The 18,403-nt window shown below is 71.2% G+C and carries 16 protein-coding genes and 1 pseudogene; 5 read left to right on the plus strand and 12 right to left on the minus strand.

Going from position 1 to position 18,403, the window contains the following annotated elements:
- Positions 1-13: 13 nt before the first annotated feature.
- From BFF76_RS16525 to hrcA, 5 genes and pseudogenes are all read right to left on the minus strand, one after another.
- Positions 14-232: pseudogene (locus BFF76_RS16525) on the minus strand (HIT domain-containing protein); the annotation flags it as partial.
- An 83-nt stretch (positions 233-315) separates the two neighbouring features.
- A complete protein-coding gene (locus BFF76_RS16530; RefSeq protein ID WP_031091826.1) occupies positions 316-1,062 on the minus strand; it encodes a 16S rRNA (uracil(1498)-N(3))-methyltransferase in 747 nt (248 codons plus the stop codon).
- A complete protein-coding gene (locus BFF76_RS16535) occupies positions 1,059-2,132 on the minus strand; it encodes a nitronate monooxygenase (RefSeq protein ID WP_053928570.1) in 1,074 nt (357 codons plus the stop codon). Before BFF76_RS16535 ends, BFF76_RS16530 begins: the two co-directional genes overlap by 4 nt.
- A 120-nt stretch (positions 2,133-2,252) precedes the next feature.
- Positions 2,253-3,392, minus strand: coding sequence for a molecular chaperone DnaJ (gene dnaJ / locus BFF76_RS16540; protein WP_031091833.1), 1,140 nt, complete (start codon positions 3,390-3,392; stop codon positions 2,253-2,255).
- Positions 3,393-4,409, minus strand: a complete 1,017-nt coding sequence (gene hrcA, locus BFF76_RS16545; protein ID WP_031091835.1) for a heat-inducible transcriptional repressor HrcA — start codon at positions 4,407-4,409, stop codon at positions 3,393-3,395.
- Positions 4,410-4,574: 165 nt separating this feature from the next.
- Here hrcA and BFF76_RS16550 point away from each other — a divergent pair, with 165 nt between their 5' ends.
- Positions 4,575-5,297, plus strand: a complete 723-nt coding sequence (locus BFF76_RS16550; RefSeq protein ID WP_065848498.1) for an MBL fold metallo-hydrolase — start codon at positions 4,575-4,577, stop codon at positions 5,295-5,297.
- A 24-nt stretch (positions 5,298-5,321) separates the two neighbouring features.
- Positions 5,322-6,140 (plus strand): DUF3097 domain-containing protein, encoded by an 819-nt coding sequence (locus BFF76_RS16555; RefSeq protein WP_065848499.1) that lies wholly within the window; start codon positions 5,322-5,324, stop codon positions 6,138-6,140.
- Positions 6,141-6,169: 29 nt separating this feature from the next.
- On the opposite strand, the gene hemW is transcribed toward BFF76_RS16555, so the two are convergent.
- The 4 genes from hemW to lepA all read right to left on the minus strand — a co-directional run bounded on the left by hemW (position 6,170) and on the right by lepA (position 13,601).
- On the minus strand, positions 6,170-7,402 hold the full coding sequence (gene hemW / locus BFF76_RS16560) for a radical SAM family heme chaperone HemW (RefSeq protein ID WP_065848506.1): 1,233 nt from the start codon (positions 7,400-7,402) through the stop codon (positions 6,170-6,172).
- A gap of 57 nt (positions 7,403-7,459) precedes the next feature.
- Positions 7,460-9,376, minus strand: coding sequence for an ATP-binding SpoIIE family protein phosphatase (locus BFF76_RS16565; protein WP_065848500.1), 1,917 nt, complete (start codon positions 9,374-9,376; stop codon positions 7,460-7,462).
- 174 nt (positions 9,377-9,550) lie between these two features.
- Positions 9,551-11,440, minus strand: a complete 1,890-nt coding sequence (locus BFF76_RS16570; RefSeq protein ID WP_065848501.1) for an AMP-dependent synthetase/ligase — start codon at positions 11,438-11,440, stop codon at positions 9,551-9,553.
- Between the two features lie 286 nt (positions 11,441-11,726).
- The gene (gene lepA, locus BFF76_RS16575; RefSeq protein WP_053928572.1) at positions 11,727-13,601 is read right to left on the minus strand and encodes a translation elongation factor 4; all 1,875 of its coding nucleotides are present in this window, start codon (positions 13,599-13,601) and stop codon (positions 11,727-11,729) included.
- Positions 13,602-13,816: 215 nt separating this feature from the next.
- On the opposite strand from lepA, the gene rpsT reads away from it, so the two are divergent.
- Positions 13,817-14,083, plus strand: a complete 267-nt coding sequence (rpsT, locus tag BFF76_RS16580) for a 30S ribosomal protein S20 (RefSeq protein ID WP_014156344.1) — start codon at positions 13,817-13,819, stop codon at positions 14,081-14,083.
- A gap of 273 nt (positions 14,084-14,356) precedes the next feature.
- Here the strand turns inward: rpsT and holA are convergent, their stop codons facing one another.
- Positions 14,357-15,346: a DNA polymerase III subunit delta gene (gene holA / locus BFF76_RS16585; RefSeq protein ID WP_065848502.1), complete on the minus strand. Its 990-nt coding sequence runs from the start codon at positions 15,344-15,346 to the stop codon at positions 14,357-14,359.
- 89 nt (positions 15,347-15,435) lie between these two features.
- On the opposite strand from holA, the gene BFF76_RS16590 reads away from it, so the two are divergent.
- Positions 15,436-15,681 carry a hypothetical protein gene (locus BFF76_RS16590; RefSeq protein WP_053928574.1) on the plus strand — a complete coding sequence of 82 codons (246 nt, stop codon included), beginning with the start codon at positions 15,436-15,438 and terminating at the stop codon, positions 15,679-15,681.
- A gap of 181 nt (positions 15,682-15,862) precedes the next feature.
- Here the strand turns inward: BFF76_RS16590 and BFF76_RS16595 are convergent, their stop codons facing one another.
- A complete protein-coding gene (locus BFF76_RS16595) occupies positions 15,863-16,747 on the minus strand; it encodes a YceI family protein (RefSeq protein WP_031091858.1) in 885 nt (294 codons plus the stop codon).
- Positions 16,748-16,977: 230 nt separating this feature from the next.
- Positions 16,978-17,796 carry an arylamine N-acetyltransferase family protein gene (locus tag BFF76_RS16600; protein ID WP_031091859.1) on the minus strand — a complete coding sequence of 273 codons (819 nt, stop codon included), beginning with the start codon at positions 17,794-17,796 and terminating at the stop codon, positions 16,978-16,980.
- A 100-nt stretch (positions 17,797-17,896) separates the two neighbouring features.
- On the opposite strand from BFF76_RS16600, the gene BFF76_RS16605 reads away from it, so the two are divergent.
- The gene (locus BFF76_RS16605; RefSeq protein ID WP_031091860.1) at positions 17,897-18,352 is read left to right on the plus strand and encodes a pyridoxamine 5'-phosphate oxidase family protein; all 456 of its coding nucleotides are present in this window, start codon (positions 17,897-17,899) and stop codon (positions 18,350-18,352) included.
- Positions 18,353-18,403 lie beyond the last annotated feature (51 nt).

Raw genomic sequence — 18,403 nt, forward strand, 5'->3', positions numbered from 1 at the left:
ACTACCCGGACGCCGCCTCGCGCAGCACGTCGGCGGCTGCCTGCGGATCGCCGGCGGCGAGCGAGGCGGCGTCCGGGTAGTGGGCCTTGGGGATGACCAGGACGTGCGTCGGGGCCTGGGGGTTTATGTCGCGGAAGGCGACGGTCGTCTCGCTCTCGCGGACGATGGTCGCCGGGATGTCCCCGGTAACGATCTTGCAGAACAGGCAGTCGGTCTGCGGCTCTCCCGGCATGGCCCGGCCTCCTCGGTCGTTCGGTCCTCGTGATCAGTACACCGGCATGCTAGCGGGCCGCACCGGGGCACGGTGGGCGGCTCTCAGCTCCAGCGCCCGGTACGTCCCATCAGCAGTGCGGCCGCGGCCGTCCCGGCGGTCGAGGTGCGCAGCACACTGGGGCCGAGCCGGTAGGCCGGTGCCCCCGCCTCGGCGAAGGCGGCCAGCTCCTGGGGGGACACCCCGCCCTCCGGTCCCACGACCAGCACGATGGTGCCGTGGGCGGGGAGTCCGGCGGTGGCCAGCGGTTCGCTGCCGCTGTCCCGGTCCTCGTGCAGGACGCCCGCGAAGTCCGCCCCGGCCAGCAGGGCGGCGACCTGCTTGGTCGTCATGGCCTCCGCCACCTCGGGGAAGCGCACCCGGCGCGACTGCTTGCCCGCCTCACGCGCTGTGCTGCGCCACTTGGCCAGGGACTTCAGACCCCGGTCGCCCTTCCACTGCGTGATGCAGCGCGCGGCCTGCCAGGGCACGATCGCGTCGACGCCCGTCTCGGTCATCGTCTCCACGGCGAGTTCACCGCGGTCGCCCTTGGGCAGGGCCTGGACGACGGTGATGGACGGGGCGGGCGCGGGCTCCTCGTGGACGCCTGCGAGGCCGGCGACCACGAGCCGGTCCTTGCCCTCGGCCGCCCGTACGACGCCCTCCGCCCAGCGGCCCCGCCCGTCGGTCAGGACGACGTCCTCCCCGGGGTTCAGCCGCTTCACGGAGACGGCGTGCCGTCCCTCGGGTCCGTCCAGGACGAACTCCGGTCCGCTGGGCATCTGTTCGACGACGAAGACCGGTGCCGTCACTGGGCACTCCTCACACTCACTGCCGCACGCGCGGCTTCCATTTCGGCGGCGAGCAGGCCCACGAGTTCCCCGGCGGGCAGCTCGCGTGCCATCCGGTGTCCCTGACCCGCCCACAGGGCCATGCCCTGGGCGTCCCCGGCCACGGCGGCGGCCCTGCGCAGTCCGCTGGTCAGCTGGTGCACCTGCGGGTAGGCGGCGGGGGCGTACGGGCCGTGCTCCCGTACGAACCGGTTGACCAGCCCGCGCGCGGGGCGTCCGGAGAAGGCGCGGGTCAGGGCGGTGGTCACGAACAGCGGGTCGGTCAGGGCCTGCTTGTGCAGCGGGTGCGCCCCGGACTCCGGACAGGGCAGGAACGCCGTACCGAGCTGTGCCGCGTCGGCCCCGGCGGCCAGCACCGCTGTGATCTGCGAGCCGCGCATCAGCCCGCCTGCCGCGAGGACCGGCAGCCGCACGGACTCGCGGACCTCGGAGATCAGGGCGATCAGCCCTGTGCCGGTGAGGCCGGCCTCCGGGTCGTCGTGGTGCGTGGACTGGTGGCCGCCCGCTTCGGCGCCCTGGACGCAGAGGGCGCCGGCACCCGACCGCTGGGCGTTCAGCGCCTCCTGCGGTGAGGTGACCGTGACGACGGTGAGCGTGCCGGCGGCGGCGAACGCGTCGAGCACCTCCCGTGTGGGGCAGCCGAAGGTGAAGGAGACCACGGGCACGGGGTCCTCCAGCAGGATCGCGACCTTGTCCTCGTAACCGTCGTCCCCGCCGGCGTCCGGGTCGCCGAGAGGGGTCTCGTACGAGGCTGCCTCGCCCGCGAGCCGGTGGCGGTAGACCTCGACGGCGCCGGGGTCGGAGACCGGCGGCTGCGGCATGAAGAGGTTGACGCCGAAGGGGAGACCGGTCAGCAGCCGGAGCCGCTTGACCTCGTTGTACATCCCGTCCGCCGACTTGTAGCCGGCGGCGAGGAATCCGAGCCCTCCGGCCTCGGCCACGGCGGCGGCCAGCTCCGGCCGGGAGGCGCCGCCCGCCATCGGGGCCTGCACGATCGGGTACCGGCAGAGAGCGGTCAGCGCCAAGGACATGACCGCATCGTGCCACGTCCGGCGGATCGTGCCGAATCAGCGCTTGCACCCTGCGGACGGGCCCCGTACACACGGCACCGCCCGCCGGTACGGGACCGGCGGGCGGTGCGGTGACAGGGTTCAGCGGCCGTTGAAGGCGTCCTTCAGCCGGGAGAAGAGTCCCTGCTGACCCGGCTGGAACTGCCCGGTGGGCCGCTCCTCGCCGCGCAGCTTGGCCAGCTCCCGCAGGAGGCGCTCCTGCTCGGGGTCCATCTTCGTCGGGGTCAGCACCTCGACGTGCACGATCAGGTCCCCGCGCCCGCCACCGCGCAGATGCGTGATGCCGCGCCCGTGCAGCGGGACCGACTGGCCGGACTGGGTGCCCGGCCTGATGTCGATCTCCTCCAGGCCGTCCAGCGTCTCCAGCGGCACCTGGGTGCCGAGGGCCGCCGCCGTCATCGGGATGGTGACCGTACAGTGCAGATCGTCACCGCGCCGCTGGAACACGGCGTGGGGGAGCTCGTGGATCTCGACGTACAGGTCGCCGGCGGGGCCGCCGCCGGGGCCGACCTCGCCCTCGCCCGCGAGCTGGATCCGGGTGCCGTTGTCCACACCGGCCGGGATCTTCACGGTGAGGGTGCGCCGCGAGCGGATGCGGCCGTCACCGGCGCACTCGGGGCACGGGGTCGGGACGACCGTGCCGAAGCCCTGGCACTGCGGGCAGGGCCGGGAGGTCATGACCTGGCCGAGGAAGGACCTGGTGACCTGGGAGACCTCGCCACGGCCGCGGCACATGTCACAGGTCTGCGCGGAGGTGCCGGGTGCGGCGCCCTCGCCACTGCAGGTCGTACAGACGACCGCCGTGTCGACCTGGATGTCCTTGGTCGTGCCGAAGGCCGCCTCGGAGAGGTCGATCTCCAGCCGGATCATCGCGTCCTGGCCGCGCCGGGTGCGCGAACGGGGTCCGCGCTGCGACGCCGTGCCGAAGAACGCGTCCATGATGTCGCTGAAGTTGCCGAAGCCGCCGGCTCCGAACCCTCCGGCGCCACCGCCGCCGCCCGAGGCGGACAGCGGGTCGCCGCCGAGGTCGTAGACCTGCTTCTTCTGCGCGTCCGAGAGAACCTCGTAAGCGGCGTTGATCTCCTTGAACCGCTCCTGGGTCTTCGGATCCGGGTTGACATCCGGGTGCAGCTCGCGGGCGAGCCGACGGAATGCCTTCTTGATCTCGTCCTGGGATGCGTCGCGGCGTACGCCTAGTACGGCGTAGTAGTCCGTGGCCACTTACGACTCCGCCAGGATCTGTCCGACGTAACGTGCCACTGCGCGTACCGCTCCCATCGTTCCGGGGTAGTCCATGCGGGTCGGTCCGACCACGCCGAGTTTGGCGACTGCCTCGTCGCCCGAACCGTAGCCGACCGCGACGACGGACGTGGAGTTGAGGCCCTCGTGGGCGTTCTCGTGCCCGATCCGTACGGTCATGCCCGAATCCGTCGCCTCACCGAGCAGCTTCAACAGCACGACCTGCTCCTCCAATGCCTCCAGCACCGGCCGGATCATCACGGGGAAGTCGTGCCCGAAGCGGGTGAGGTTGGAGGTGCCGCCGATGATCAGCCGCTCCTCCGTCTCTTCGACCAGGGTATCGAGAAGGACGGAGAGCACCGTCGACACGGTTCCCCTGTCCTCGGCCTCGAAGGACTCCGGCAGGTCCTGCACCAGCCGCGGTACGTCCGCGAAGCGTCGTCCCACGACCCGGCTGTTGAGCCGGGCCCGCAGATCGGCCAGCGACATGTCACCGAAGGGGGCAGGGCAGTCGATCATACGTTGTTCGACCCGGCCCGTGTCCGTGATCAGCACGAGCATCAGCCGGGCCGGAGCCAGTGACAGCAACTCCACGTGCCGGACCGTCGACCGGGTCAGAGAGGGATACTGCACGACGGCGACCTGCCTGGTCAGCTGCGCGAGCAGCCGGACCGTGCGGCCCACGACGTCGTCGAGGTCGACCGCGCCGTCGAGGAAGTTCTGGATGGCCCGGCGCTCCGGCGACGACAGGGGCTTGACGCCCGCGAGCTTGTCGACGAAGAGACGGTAGCCCTTGTCCGTCGGAATACGGCCCGCACTCGTGTGCGGCTGGGCGATGAAACCCTCGTCCTCCAGCACCGCCATGTCGTTGCGGACGGTCGCCGGGGAGACCCCGAGGCTGTGCCGCTCCGTGAGCGCCTTGGAGCCGACGGGCTCCTCGGTGCCGACATAGTCCTGAACGATGGCGCGCAGCACTTCGAGTCTGCGTTCACTGAGCACCGCGCACACCTCCAGCTGTGGTTCTCCGGCGTCTGCCTGGCACTCTGTGCGTTCGAGTGCCAGCAATCCCCCCGGTCAGTGTACGGGGGGAGGGTGGCCCCGGGGCAAGGCCGAGCGGCCACGCCCTCGCGGGACTGCGCAGGTCGTTGCCGATAGCGTCGTCGTATGGACGTCTCTTGGGAAGAGTTCGGCTGGGAGCGGTTGGGCAACGGTACGGGGCGGCGACGCCTTCCCGTCTGGGACGCGACCGCCGCACTGGTGGCCGGGGCGGACGGCGTGCTGCTCTACGACACCGGTTCGACGCTCCGTGAGGGTGTCGAGCTGCGGACCCAGGCGGAGGGAATGCTGGGCCGGAGGGTGACGCATATCGCATTGAGTCATCCGCACTTCGACCATGTGCTGGGCACCGCCGCCTTCTCCGGGGCGGAGGTCTACGGGGCGGTCGGCACGGCGGATCTGCTGGGGCGGGGTGCCGAGGAGCTGCGCGCGGACGCGCTGCGGCACGGGATGAGTGAGGCCGACGCCACGGCGGCGACGGACGCCCTGGTGGCCCCTCGGCATCAGGTGAGCGGCGAGTGGACGCTCGACCTCGGCGGCGGATTCCAGGTGCTGCTGGCCAATGTGGGCCCCGGACACAGCGGTCATGACCTCGCGGTGCTGGTGCCGGGCTCCCCCGTCGTGGTGCTCTGCGGTGACCTCGTCGAGGAGTCCGGCGAGCCGCAGGCGGGCCGGGACTCGGTTCCCTCGCACTGGCCGGCGGCGCTGGACCGGCTGCTGGAGCTGGGCGGCGAGGACGCGCTGTACGTGCCGGGGCACGGGGCGGTGGTGGACGCGGCGTTCGTACGGGCGCAGCGTGATCACCTGGCCGTCCGCTTCGGCGTGTCGTGAAGGGGCCCCGTTTATCGTCGTGCCATGCGCAGCTACCAGCCGGATCTGACTCCGCCGTGGAAGAAGTCCGCCCCCGCCCCCGAGGTCCCCGCGGAACCCGATCTGGTCGTCGAGGAGGCCGTCACCGGTTTCTGCGGGGCGGTGATCCGGTGCGAGAAGACGGCTGAGGGGCCGACGGTCACGTTGGAGGACCGCTTCGGCAAGCACCGGGTGTTCCCGATGGCTCAGCGCGGCTTCCTGCTGGAGGGCAGGGTGGTCACCCTCGTACGTCCGTCGGCGGGCGGTCCCGTCCGCCCCTCGCGTACGGCCTCCGGTTCGGTGGCGGTCCCCGGCGCGCGGGCACGCGTGGCGCGGGCGGGGCGCATCTATGTGGAGGGGCGGCACGACGCCGAGCTCGTCGAGCGGGTCTGGGGCGACGACCTGCGCATCGAGGGCGTGGTGGTGGAGTACCTGGAGGGCGTCGACGACCTCCCCGCGATCGTGCGGGAGTTCGGGCCGGGTCCGGACGCCCGGCTCGGTGTCCTGGTCGACCACCTGGTGCCCGGTTCGAAGGAGTCCCGGATCGCCGCCCAGGTCACCGACGCGCACGTGCTGGTGGTGGGACATCCGTACATCGATGTCTGGGAGGCCGTGAAGCCGTCGTCCGTGGGTATCCCCGGGTGGCCGGTGGTACCGCGTGGGCAGGACTGGAAGACGGGCGTGTGCCGAGCGCTCGGCTGGCCGGAGAACACGGGCGCGGCCTGGCAGCACATTCTTTCCAGGGTCGGCTCGTACAAGGACCTGGAACCGCAACTGCTGGGCCGTGTCGAGGAACTGATCGACTTCGTCACCCTTCCCGCCTGACGGGGGCCCTGCGGGACCCGGTGGCGCCCTCAGTCCACCAGGTCCCGCACCACGGCGTCGGCCAGCAGCCTGCCCCGCAGCGTGAGGACGGCGCGCCCCTCGTCGTACGGCCCGGGCTCCAGCAGCCCGTCCGCGACCGCGCGGCCGGCCGCCGCCAGGCCCGCGGGGGCGAGCAGCGACAGCGGGCAGCCCTCGACGAGTCTCAGTTCCAGCAGGATGCGCTCGACCCGCCGGTCCTCCTCACCGAGCACCTCACGGCCGGCGCCGGGCGAGCGGCCCTCGGCCAGGGCCTGCGCGTAGGCCCCGGGGTGCTTGACGTTCCACCAGCGCACCCCGCCGACGTGGCTGTGCGCCCCGGGTCCGGCGCCCCACCAGTCGGCACCGCGCCAGTACAGCTCGTTGTGCAGGCAGCGGCCCTCGGGGGTGCGGGACCAGTTCGACACCTCGTACCAGGAGAAGCCGGCCGCCGCCATCGCCTCGTCGGCGATCAGATAACGGTCGGCGTGGACGTCGTCGTCGGTCATCGGGACCTCGCCCCGGCGGATGCGGCGGGCGAGCTGGGTCCCCTCCTCCACGATCAGCGCGTACGCCGACACATGGTCGGGTCCGGCGCCGATCGCCGCGTCGAGGGAGGCCCGCCAGTCGTCGTCGGACTCTCCCGGGGTGCCGTAGATCAGGTCGAGGTTGACGTGCTCGAAGCCGGCCGCACGGGCCTCGGCGACGCACGCCTCGGGCCTGCCGGGCGTGTGGGTGCGGTCCAGGATCTTCAGGACGTGCTGCCGGGCGCTCTGCATACCGAAGGAGACGCGGTTGAAGCCGCCCTCACGCAGCGCCGTGAGATAGGCCGGATCGACGGACTCCGGATTGGCCTCCGTGGTGATCTCGGCGTTCTCCGCGAGCCCGAACTCCTCACGGATCGCCGCGAGCATCCGGACGAGGTCGGCCGCGGGCAGCAGCGTCGGCGTACCTCCGCCGACGAAGACCGTGCGGACGGGGCGGGGGTCGTCGCCGAGGACCTTGCGGGCCTGGCGGACCTCCTCGACGAGATGGGCCGCGTAGTTGTCCCGGGACGCCAGGGCACCGCCGGAACCGCGCAGCTCGGTCGCCGTGTAGGTGTTGAAGTCGCAGTAGCCGCAGCGGGTGGCGCAGTAGGGCACGTGCAGGTAGAAGCCGAGCGGCCGGCCCCAGGCGCCTTCCAGGGCATGACGGGGCAGCGCCCCGTCGTCGGGCACGGGCTCACCATCGGGCAGTACGGAAGGCATACCGTCCATTGTCACTCGCCGGCGGAGCTCCCCCGCACATCCGGGCCGGGTCCGGTCTCAGTCCACCTGGATGACCATGAGGGCCAGGTCGTCGTCGGGCGGGCGCTCGGCGAAGGCGTGGACGGCCTGCTTGATCCGGTCCGCCGTGCCGGCGGCCGAAAGCCCCGCGCAGCCTGCCAGGACCCGCGCGAGGCCGTCGTCGTCGTCGAACATCAGCCGTCCCGAGCGCCGTTCCGTCACCCCGTCGGTGACGCAGAGAAGGCTGTCGCCGGGCGCCAGGTCGAAGCTCTGGCTCCCGTACGCCACGTCCTCGACGACTCCGAGCAGCACCTGGGGCTCGGCCGCCGGGCGTACGGAACCGTCGGGGCGCAGCAGCAGCGGGAGCGGATGGCCGGCGCTGGCCACGGTGCAGCGCACGCCGCCGCCCGGCAGGGGCACGAGGTCGCCGTACAGCAGGGAGAGGAAGCGGGACTGGGAGCCGTCCTGCATCTGCTCGCCGCCCTGGAGCTGCTGGCCACCCGCCGCGGCGATCATCAGGGCGGCTGCCTCGGCCGCCTCCATGGCGTCGTCCAGGAGGAGCCGGTTGAGCCGGTCGAGGACCTCGCCGACTCGGTAGCCCTCCCGGGACAGCAGGCGCAGCCAGGGCCGGGCGAGACCGGTGACGACGGCTGCTTCCGGGCCGCTGCCCTGGACGTCGCCGAGCACGAAGCACCAGCGGCCGCCGGGGCACGGGAAGAGGTCGTAGAAGTCGCCGCCGACCACACCGTCGTCCCCCGGTTCGTACACCAGCGCGCTGGTGACCCCGGGTATGTCGGCGACCTTGCTGGGCAGCAGGCCGCGCTGCAGGATGCGGCTGATGGTGGCCTGGCGGGTGTAGGCGCGGGCGGCTCCCACGGCGAGCCCGACGCGGCGCACGAAGTCCGCGAGGAGCGCGGCGACCGTGTCGGGGATGTGGTCGGTGCCCTCGCGGCCCACGAGGACGGCGCCGAGCGTGCGCCCGCCCGAGGTCATGCGGTGCGCGAGCGCGGCGCCCGTGACATGCCCTCGCTCCGCCGTGGCGCCTGGGGGCCACGGCATCGGCACAGGTCCGGTACCGACGCTGCCGGGTAAGCGGAGCGGCTCCATCTGCAGCGCGGGGCGCAGCAGCTCCGCCCCTGCCTCGTCGCGGTGCCAGACACCGGCGAGCCGGGGGACGGCCGCCGGGCCGGCGCCTTCGCCCTCCAGCCATATGGCGCACCAGTCGGCGAGCCTGGGGACCAGGAGCGGGCCCGCCGTCGATGCCACCAGGTCCTCGTCGAGCTGGCCCGCGAGGAGGCCGGAGGCCTCCGCGAGGAAGGAGAGGCCTCCGCGCCCGGCCCAGCCCGCGTCGTCGCGCACACCGCGCCCGTCCGGTGGGGTGAGGGCCGCTCCGGCATGACGGTCACGCCTGCGGGCGTCGTCGTCGCCGTCCGGGGCGTCGGGCGGTTGGCAGCGGTCGTCGCCGGGGAGGCGGGCCCAGACGGTCTTGAGGCCCGTACGGTAGGTGATGCCCCAGGATTCGGCGAGGGTGGCGACGAGCTGCAGCCCCCGGCCGTATTCGGCGGGGTCGGGCCGTTCGGTCCGGCCGTCGCGCACCGACCGGGCGGGATGGTGGTCGGTGATCTCCAGCACCAGCGCGGCGGGCCCGGGTCCTGCGGAGTCCTCCAGCCGGAGGAGCAGCTCGACCGTCGTCCCTGCGTGCACGACCGCGTTGGTGACCAGTTCGCTGGCCACGGTCAGCGCGTCGTCGGTGAGCCGTTCGCCGAACTCACCGGCGGCCGGCAGGCCGAGCCCGGTCCAGTCGGCGAGCGCCGCCCGGACGAACCGGCGGGCCGCGGCCGAGGCCTGCGGGATGCCGGGCAGGCTCGTGCGGGCGACCGGATGGCCGTCGCCCTGACCGGCGACGCCGGTGCCGGGACGCTGGACGATGTCCCGCTGCAAGGGAATGGGCCCCACGGTGCGGCTCCTGACAGTCTCGCGAAACGCCGCTGACGTATCCCGACAGAGTGGCAGACCGGGCGTTCCCACAGGCGCCGAGTGACGGAACTCCCCGGGGCCGGGCAGAAACGGGCCGGGGCCGGCGGGTGCTCGCGCACCCACCGGCCCCGGCCCGGAACCGTTCCCCGGCGCTCACGCCTCGCGGGAGCCCGCGTACATGTCGTCGATGAGGTCCTTGTACTCGCGCTCGACGACCGGCCGCTTCAGCTTGAGGCTGGGGGTCAGCTCTCCGTGCTCGATGTCGAGGTCGCGCGGCAGGAGCCGGAACTTCTTGATGGTCTGCCAGCGCTGCAGCCCCTCGTTGAGCCGCTTCACATAGCCCTCGATGAGCTCCACGGCCTGCGGGGACGCCACGACGTCGGCGTAGGGCTTGCCACCCAGTCCGTTCTCCTCCGCCCAGCCGAGGATGGTCGGCTCGTCGAGCGAGATGAGGGCGGTGCAGAAGTTACGGTCCGCGCCGTGCACCAGAATGTTGGAGACGAACGGGCACACCGCCTTGAACTGCCCCTCGACCTCCGCCGGGGCGATGTACTTGCCGCCGGACGTCTTGATCAGGTCCTTCTTGCGGTCCGTGATCCGCAGATAGCCGTCCTCGGAGAGCTCGCCGATGTCGCCGGTGTGGAACCAGCCGTCGGACTCCAGCACCTCCGCGGTCTTCTCGGGCAGCCGGTGGTAGCCCTCCATCAGGCCGGGGCCGCGCAGCAGGATCTCACCGTCGTCGGCGATCCGGACCTCGGTGCCGGGGAGCGGCTTGCCGACGGTGCCGGTGCGGTATGCCTCGCCCGGGTTGACGAAGGAGGCGGCGCTGGACTCGGTGAGCCCGTAGCCCTCCAGGATGTGGATGCCCGCTCCGGAGAAGAAGAGGCCGATGTCGGGGGCGAGTGCGGCCGAGCCGGAGATGCAGGCGCGGAGCCGTCCGCCGAAGGCCTCGCGGATCTTCGCGAAGACGAGAGTGTCGGCGACCTTGTGCTTGGCGCCCAGCGCGAACGGCACTGAGGCCTTGCCCGTGCGGCGGAAGTTGTCCTGCGACACCGTGGCGTACTCGCGGGCGACGCCGGCCGCCCACTGGAAGATCTTGTACTTGGCGCCGCCGCCGGCCCGTGCCTTGGCCGCGACCCCGTTGTAGACCTTCTCGAAGATGCGGGGGACGGCCGCCATGTAGGTCGGCTGTACCACCGGAAGGTTCTCGATGATCTTGTCGACACGGCCGTCGACGGCCGTGACGTGACCGACCTCGATCTGGCCGGACGTGAGCACCTTGCCGAAGACGTGCGCGAGCGGCAGCCAGAGGTACTGGACGTCGTCCGCGGTGATCAGCCCGGTCGCCACGGTCGCCCTGGCCATGTACGACCAGTTGTCGTGCGGCAGGCGCACACCCTTGGGACGGCCGGTGGTGCCCGAGGTGTAGATCAGGGTAGCCAGCTGGTCCGGGGTGATCGCGGCGACCCGGTCGGTGACCGCGTCCGGATTCTTCACCAGGTGTTCGGCGCCGCGGGCCTCGAGCTCGGCCAGGGTGAGGATCCAGCCCTCGGGGTCACCCTCGGCGGGCTCGACGCCGGCCGGGTCGATGACGACGACATGCGCCAGCTCGGGCAGCTCGGCCCTGTTCGCCCGGGCCTTCGCCAGCTGGGCGGCGTCCTCGGCGATCAGGACGCGGCTGTCGGAGTCGGCCAGGATGAAGGCGGACTCCTCGGTGTTCGTGGAGGGATAGATCGTCGTGGTCGCCGCCCCCGCGCACATCACGCCGAGGTCGGCGAGGATCCACTCGACGCGGGTGGACGAGGCGAGCGCGACTCGCTCCTCCGGCAGGACACCCAGTGCGATCAGACCGGCCGAGATGGCGTGGACCCGCTCGGCGGCCTGCGCCCAGCTGAGCGACTTCCAGTCGTCCGGGCCCTGGCCCGACGCGGCCGGCACCGGATAGCGGTACGCCTCCCCGTCCGGGGTGGCCGCCACGCGGTCGATGAAGAGAGTCGCCACGGAGGGCGGTCGGCTATCGATCAAGGTCTGTGTGTCGCTCACGACGTCCTCCGGGCCTGCGGCATTGCTACGACCGGCTTATGGATGCTGCTGCTTGGCTGTCCTGCTTCTCGTTCCCGCTCGGCCTCCTTGTTTAACTGGCGAGTAACTAACGGGTGGTGATCAGAGTAGAGCGCGTGGGACCGTCGCGTAAGGGGCAACAGGCCGCCGCTTGATAACGAACCGGGCCCCTGTGCCGCGGACGTCCGCGGCACAGGGGCCCGTTGGGCTACTCCCGGGTACGTCCGAGGACGCACTCCCGGGTGGACCCGGGCGGGAAGGGCACGCGCTACTTCTTGCCCTTGGCCTCGCCGGCGGAATCGTCGGTCGACAGGACGGTGATGAACGCGTCCTGCGGCACCTCCACGTTGCCGACCATCTTCATCCGCTTCTTGCCTTCCTTCTGCTTCTCCAGCAGCTTCCGCTTACGGGAGATGTCACCGCCGTAGCACTTGGCGAGGACGTCCTTGCGGATGGCGCGGACGGTCTCACGGGCGATGACCCGGGAACCGATGGCCGCCTGGATCGGCACCTCGAAGTTCTGCCGGGGGATGAGCTTCTGCAGCTTGGCGACGAGCCGGACGCCGTACGCGTACGCCTTGTCCTTGTGCGTGACCGCCGAGAAGGCGTCGACCTTGTCGCCGTGCAGCAGGATGTCGACCTTGACGAGCTGCGCGGACTGCTCGCCCGTGGGCTCGTAGTCGAGGGAGGCGTAACCGCGGGTCTTCGACTTCAGCTGGTCGAAGAAGTCGAAGACGATCTCGGCGAGCGGCAGGGTGTAGCGGATCTCCACCCGGTCCTCGGAGAGGTAGTCCATGCCGAGCAGGGTGCCGCGCCGGTTCTGGCACAGCTCCATGATCGCGCCGATGAACTCGCTGGGCGCCAGGACCGTGGCCCTCACGACCGGCTCGTGCACCTTGTCGATCTTGCCCTCGGGGAACTCGCTCGGGTTGGTGACGATGTGCTCCGCACCGTCCTCCATCTCCACGCGGTAGACCACGTTGGGGGCGGTGGCGATGAGCTCCAGACCGAATTCGCGCTCGAGGCGCTCGCGGACCACGTCGAGGTGCAGCAGGCCGAGGAAGCCGACGCGGAAGCCGAAGCCGAGCGCGGCCGAGGTCTCGGGCTCGTACACCAGGGCGGCGTCGTTGAGCTGGAGCTTGTCCAGGGCCTCGCGGAGGTCCGGGTAGTCCGAGCCGTCCAGCGGGTAGAGCCCCGAGAACACCATCGGCTTGGGGTCCTTGTACCCGCCCAGAGCCTCGGTCGCCCCCTTGTTCAGGGAGGTGATGGTGTCACCGACCTTGGACTGCCGGACGTCCTTCACGCCGGTGATGATGTAGCCGACCTCGCCCACGCCGATGCCGTCGGACGGGGTCATCTCCGGGGAGGAGACACCGATCTCCAGCAGTTCGTGGGTGGCGCCCGTCGACATCATCTTGATGCGCTCGCGCTTGTTGAGCTGGCCGTCGACGACCCTGACGTAGGTGACGACACCGCGGTACGCGTCGTAGACCGAGTCGAAGATCATCGCGCGGGCGGCGGCGTCCGCCCGGCCGACCGGGGCCGGGACGTCCCGGACGACCCGGTTGAGCAGTGCGTCCACACCGACGCCGGTCTTCGCCGAGACCTTGAGGACGTCCTCGGGCTGGCAGCCGATGAGGTTGGCCAGCTCCTCGGAGAACTTCTCCGGCTGCGCGGCCGGCAGGTCGATCTTGTTGAGCACCGGGACGATGGTGAGGTCGTTCTCCATCGCCAGGTAGAGGTTGGCCAGCGTCTGCGCCTCGATGCCCTGGGCCGCGTCGACCAGGAGGACGGTGCCCTCGCACGCGGCCAGGGAACGGGAGACCTCGTAGGTGAAGTCCACGTGGCCCGGGGTGTCGATCATGTTGAGGACGTGGGTCGCCCCCTTGTCCTCACCCTCGGTGGGCGCCCACGGCAGCCGCACCGCCTGGGACTTGATGGTGATGCCGCGCTCGCGCTCGATGTCCATCCGGTCGAGGTACTGGGCGCGCATCTGCCGCTGGTCGACCACTCCCGTCAGCTGGAGCATCCGGTCGGCAAGGGTCGACTTGCCGTGGTCGATGTGCGCGATGATGCAGAAGTTGCGGATCAGCGCCGGGTCTGTACGGCTCGGCTCGGGCACGTTGGTAGGAGTCGCGGGCACGCAGGGTCCTGATTCTTGAGACGCCGGACGCCGTGTCTCGGGTCGATGTCGGGTCGGACGGATCGATACGTAGCCTCCATCGTCCCACGCCTGCGGGACCGGGACCGGTTTGGGCCGGTCCGAGGGTGACTGCTACCGTGGGCAGCTGTGCCTCGTGGCCCTCAGAAGCGGCGTGGCGCACATAGAAGATCCAACGAACCTGAAAAGGCTCTTTCGTGGCGAACATCAAGTCCCAGATCAAGCGGAACAAGACGAACGAGAAGGCGCGCCTGCGCAACAAGGCCGTCAAGTCCTCGCTCAAGACCTCGATCCGCAAGGCCCGTGAGGCTGCCGCTGCCGGTGACGTCGAGAAGGCCACTGTGGCCGTCCGTGACGCCTCCCGCCAGCTCGACAAGGCCGTCTCGAAGGGTGTCATCCACAAGAACGCCGCCGCCAACAAGAAGTCGGCGCTGGCTCTCAAGGTTGCCGCCCTCCAGGGCTGAACTACTGATGTGATCGCCGGAACGGACTCAGCGGGCCCTCTCTCCCGCTCCTGACCGGCACCTCGCGCCGCACACCGAACCTGCGTTCGCCACGCGGGTGCGGCGCACACAGCATGATCCGAAGACCCCGGCCGTGTCCTCCCCAGGACGACGGCCGGGGTCTTCGTGCTCGGCCCTCTCCGGGGGTCCGGGGGCGCTGGTGCGGGACCCTCTGTCGGTGCGGGGGCCCGGTGCGGGGGCGCTGGTGCGAAGGGCTGGGCCGGGCCGCGGGGCTCAGCGTCCGCCGGAGCGTGCCGCGCGGGCTACGGCGACCACCGCCTTCTCCAGGGCGTACTCGGGATCGTCCCCGCCGCCCTTCACACCGGCGTCGGCCGCCGCGACCGCGATCAGTGCGGCGGCCACTCCGTCCGGCGTCCATCCGCGCATCTGCTGGCGGACCCGGTCGATCTTCCAGGGCGGCATGCCGAGCTCCCTGGCCAGGTCGGCGGGCCGGCCGCCCCGGGCCGAGGAGAGCTTGCCGATCGCCCGGACACCCTGGGCGAGGGCGCTGGTGATCAGGACGGGGGCGACGCCGGTGGACAGCGACCACCGCAGAGCCTCCAGCGCCTCCGCTGCCCGGCCCTCGACCGCGCGGTCGGCGACGGTGAAGGAGGATGCCTCCGCCCGGCCCGTGTAGTAGCGGCCGACGACCGCTTCGTCGATGGTGCCCTCGACATCCGCGGCCAGCTGAGAGGCCGCGCTCGCCAGCTCCCGCAGATCACTGCCGATGGAGTCCACCAGCGCCTGGCACGCCTCCGGGGTCGCCGAGCGTCCTAGCGCCCGGAACTCCGACCGTACGAAGGACAGCCGCTCGGCCGGCTTGGTGGTCCTGGGACACGCCACCTCACGCGCGCCCGCCTTCCGCACCGCGTCCAGCAGGCCCTTGCCCTTGGCCCCGCCCGCGTGCAGGAGCACCAGGGTGATCTCCTCGGCCGGGGCACCCAGGTACGCCTTGACGTCCTTGACGGTGTCGGCGGACAGGTCCTGCGCGTCGCGCACGATCACCACCTTGCGCTCGGCGAAGAGCGAGGGGCTGGTGAGCTCGGCGAGCGTGCCGGGCTGCAGCTGGTCCGGGGTGAGGTCGCGGACGTCGGTGTCGGCGTCGGAGGCCCGGGCCGCAGCCACCACATGCCGCACGGCCCGGTCCAGGAGCAGGTCCTCCTGGCCCACGGCAAGGGTGACGGGGGCGAGCGGGTCGTCGGTGGAACTGCGTCTGGTGGCCATCGCGGTCCAGCATCCCACGACCCTGTGACAACGCTGCGGGGCAGCCGACCCCGCGTATCCCACGCCGGGGCGTACCGGAGAATGACCGGGTGAGCGACGTGAGACATGTACTGGTGCTGCCCGACCGCGACACGGCCGAAGAAGTCGCCGGTGAGCTGCCCGACCGGTTCGGGGTCACCGAGGAGCCCCAGCTCGTACGGGATGCCCTGGCCGGCGAGGACGACGCCGAGGACGCACAGTGGCTGGTGGTGGTGGAGGACCCGGCCGCACGGCTGGACTCCGCGGCGCTCGACGCGTTCGCCGCGGAGTACGAGGGGTGGCTGGAGGTGCCGTAGGGGTGCGGCACGCGCGGCCGGTACGCGGTGCGCGGCACGCACGGCCGGTGCGCACGGGCGGTGCGCACGGCCGGTGCGCACGGCCGGTGCGCACGGCCGGTGCGCACGGCCGGTGCGCGCGGGCGGCACGCGCGGGCGGCACGCGCGGGCGGCAGCCGCGCGGCCGGTATGCCGAGTGGTGTCAGCCCTTGGGGATGATCTGGATGTCCATCTCGATCTTGATGCTCGGGCCGACCACTGCGATGCCGCGCGCCAGCATCGTCTGCCAGGTGAGCGTGAAGTCCTCGCGGTGCAGCTCGGTGGTCGCCCGGCAGGCTGCCCGGGTCTCGCCCTCCAGGCCGTTGCCCAGACCGAGGTACTGGGTGTCCAGCGTGACGGTGCGGCTCACCCCGTGCAGGGTGAGCGCGCCGGTGACGCCCCAGCGGGTGCCGCCGCGGTGGACGAAGCGATCGCTGTAGAACTCGAGGGTCGGATAGCGCTCGACGTCGAGGAAGTCGCCGGACCGCAGGTGGTCGTCACGCATCTGGACGTTCGTGTCGATCGACGAGGCGTCGATGACGACGTGCATGGCGGAGTCCTCCATGCGGTCGGCGATCCGCACGGCACCGGCGAAGGTGTTGAACCTGCCGTGGATGCGGGCCATTCCGATGTGACGCGCCGTGAACCCGATCTGGGTGTGCGACGGCTCGATCTCCCACTCACCGGGGTCGGGAAGCTGCGGGGGCAGGGCCACCTGGAGGGAGACGTCGCCGAGGCCGGCGTGACCGCCCTGAGCGACGGTGACCGGACCGTGGAAGGGAGTGAAGCCCTCGGCCGTGACGCCCAGACGGTATTCGCCCGCAGGGACGGTGGCGACCACGTTCCCGAAAGGATCCGTCTCCCCGCCGACGACCTTGCGGCCCGTGCTGTCGGTGACGACGAAATCGGCCTGCTGCACGGGCTCGGAGACGGGGTCCAGCACTCGGCAGCTCAGCATCCCCGCGTTGTGCGGCAGCGGGAGCCCGGCGGGGGCATCGTTCCGTGCGCTGCCGGACTTCGCTCTGCTGCCTAGCCAACGGCCGAACATGTGCACGTACTCCCCAGGGGCGGTTCTCACCTCGGACCCTGACAGCCTGACGTCGTTGTCGGAGCAGCGGCCCGCCGACGAATACGCATTCGATCACCGTTGCGACGTTCGAGGCAAACGCAGCAGCTCAGAATAGGTTGTGCGGAGCTGTACCCAGCTGTGCACCCCTGTACGCAGGTACTACCGAAGGTCCCGAATTGGGCAGGGCGTCGGTCCGCTTGCCGTAGGTGTCACACGGTCCACGGCGGGCGCGCCTCGGGCGGATCGGTGAGGACCAGACCGAAGTGGTCGCGATAGGCGGCGAGCACCTCGACGTCGTCGCGCAACTCCGTCTCGTGCCGCTCGCCCCGCACGGTCGTGATCAGGGTGCGGCCGCGGAGCGTCACCCGGCCGTCCCCGGTGCGCCGGGAGCAGACCAGTGACCGGGTGAAGTGGGAATCCGGCGAGGTGCGGTGGTACCAGGACCCGGCCCGGAAGTCCGCCAGTACGCGTGGCCTCGGATCCAGGCGGAACTGCCGCGAACCGTCGCGCAGCAGATCGAGGTCTCCGTGCGGCGCCTCCCGGAAGCGGAAGCTGCCGCAGGGATCGTCCTGTTCGGTGCGGGCGTCCAGATCGAGCGGGCGCAGGGCGTGGTCGCCGAACCCGACATCGGCGAGCCACGGGCCCGTACCGTCGTCGGTCTCCACTCGCAGTGAGACGTGGTCGTACGGGATACCGAGGCGTCCGTCGTCGCCGAACACCCGCGCCTGGAGCAGGGTGACACGGAAGCCGAGTTCGCCCAGCAGCGCGGCGAAGGCGCCGTTGAGCTCGTAACAGAAGCCACCCCGGCGGTCCTTCACGATCTTGTCGACGAGCTTCTCCTCCTCCAGGACGATGTCCTGGGCGAGATGGATCGAAAGGTTCTCGAAGGGGACTGTCAGCAGGTGGCGGAGCTGCAGCTCGCACAATGCCTCGATATCGGCGCGGGCGGGGCGGGACGCGCCGATTCGTTCCAGGTAGGCGTCGGCCCAGGCAGGCGCCTGGGCCGGTTGCCGCGGTTCCTCGTTCATACCGGAAGTCTGTCGCGGTGCGTCGCCCGGCACCATGAGTTCCTGGACCTAGGACCGCCGACGGATACGCCGGCCGCTGCCGATGGCTAGCGTGTCGGCCATGACGGAGCGAGAGCCGGCGCGCGGCCAGGAACAGCGCAAGCAGGACGCACTCGATCGCCTGGAGAAGGACGAGGACGTCTGGGTGGCGACGGCATCCGCCGACGGCGTGCCGTGCCTGGTGCCGTTGTCGTTCGTGTACGACCGGGGCACGCTGCTGCTGGCCACCCGGCGTACCAATCCGACGGCGGTCAACGTGACTCCTTCCGGGCAGGTCAGAGCCACTCTCGGACACACCCGTGACGTGGTGCTGATCGAGGGAACCGCCGAGATCGTGGAAGGGGCCGACCTTTCGGCAGAGTCGGGCAAGGCCTTCGCCGACAAGCTCGGCTGGGACGTGCGCGAACGTCCCGCCTGGGTGTATCTCCGCGTCACGCCGTACGCCGTCAAGGCGTGGCGCGAAGTGAACGAACTGGCAGAGCGCGACCTGATGCTCGACGGCAGCTGGCTGGTCTGACAGCGCGGGCCGGCACAGCGGCGGGACACCGCGCCGGACATGCCGCCCCGC

Source organism: Streptomyces mutomycini, from assembly GCF_001700505.1.
GTDB classification, from domain to species: domain Bacteria; phylum Actinomycetota; class Actinomycetes; order Streptomycetales; family Streptomycetaceae; genus Streptomyces; species Streptomyces mutomycini.

Coding starts and splice junctions, on each gene's coding strand:
- BFF76_RS16550 (WP_065848498.1), top strand. CDS start 4,575: ATGGACGTCTCTTGGGAAGAGTTCGGCTGGGAGCGGTTGGGCAACGGT.
- BFF76_RS16600 (WP_031091859.1), bottom strand. CDS start 17,796: ATGAACGAGGAACCGCGGCAACCGGCCCAGGCGCCTGCCTGGGCCGAC.
- BFF76_RS16595 (WP_031091858.1), bottom strand. CDS start 16,747: ATGTTCGGCCGTTGGCTAGGCAGCAGAGCGAAGTCCGGCAGCGCACGG.
- BFF76_RS16535 (WP_053928570.1), bottom strand. CDS start 2,132: ATGTCCTTGGCGCTGACCGCTCTCTGCCGGTACCCGATCGTGCAGGCC.
- BFF76_RS16555 (WP_065848499.1), top strand. CDS start 5,322: ATGCGCAGCTACCAGCCGGATCTGACTCCGCCGTGGAAGAAGTCCGCC.
- holA (WP_065848502.1), bottom strand. CDS start 15,346: ATGGCCACCAGACGCAGTTCCACCGACGACCCGCTCGCCCCCGTCACC.
- hemW (WP_065848506.1), bottom strand. CDS start 7,402: ATGCCTTCCGTACTGCCCGATGGTGAGCCCGTGCCCGACGACGGGGCG.
- BFF76_RS16605 (WP_031091860.1), top strand. CDS start 17,897: ATGACGGAGCGAGAGCCGGCGCGCGGCCAGGAACAGCGCAAGCAGGAC.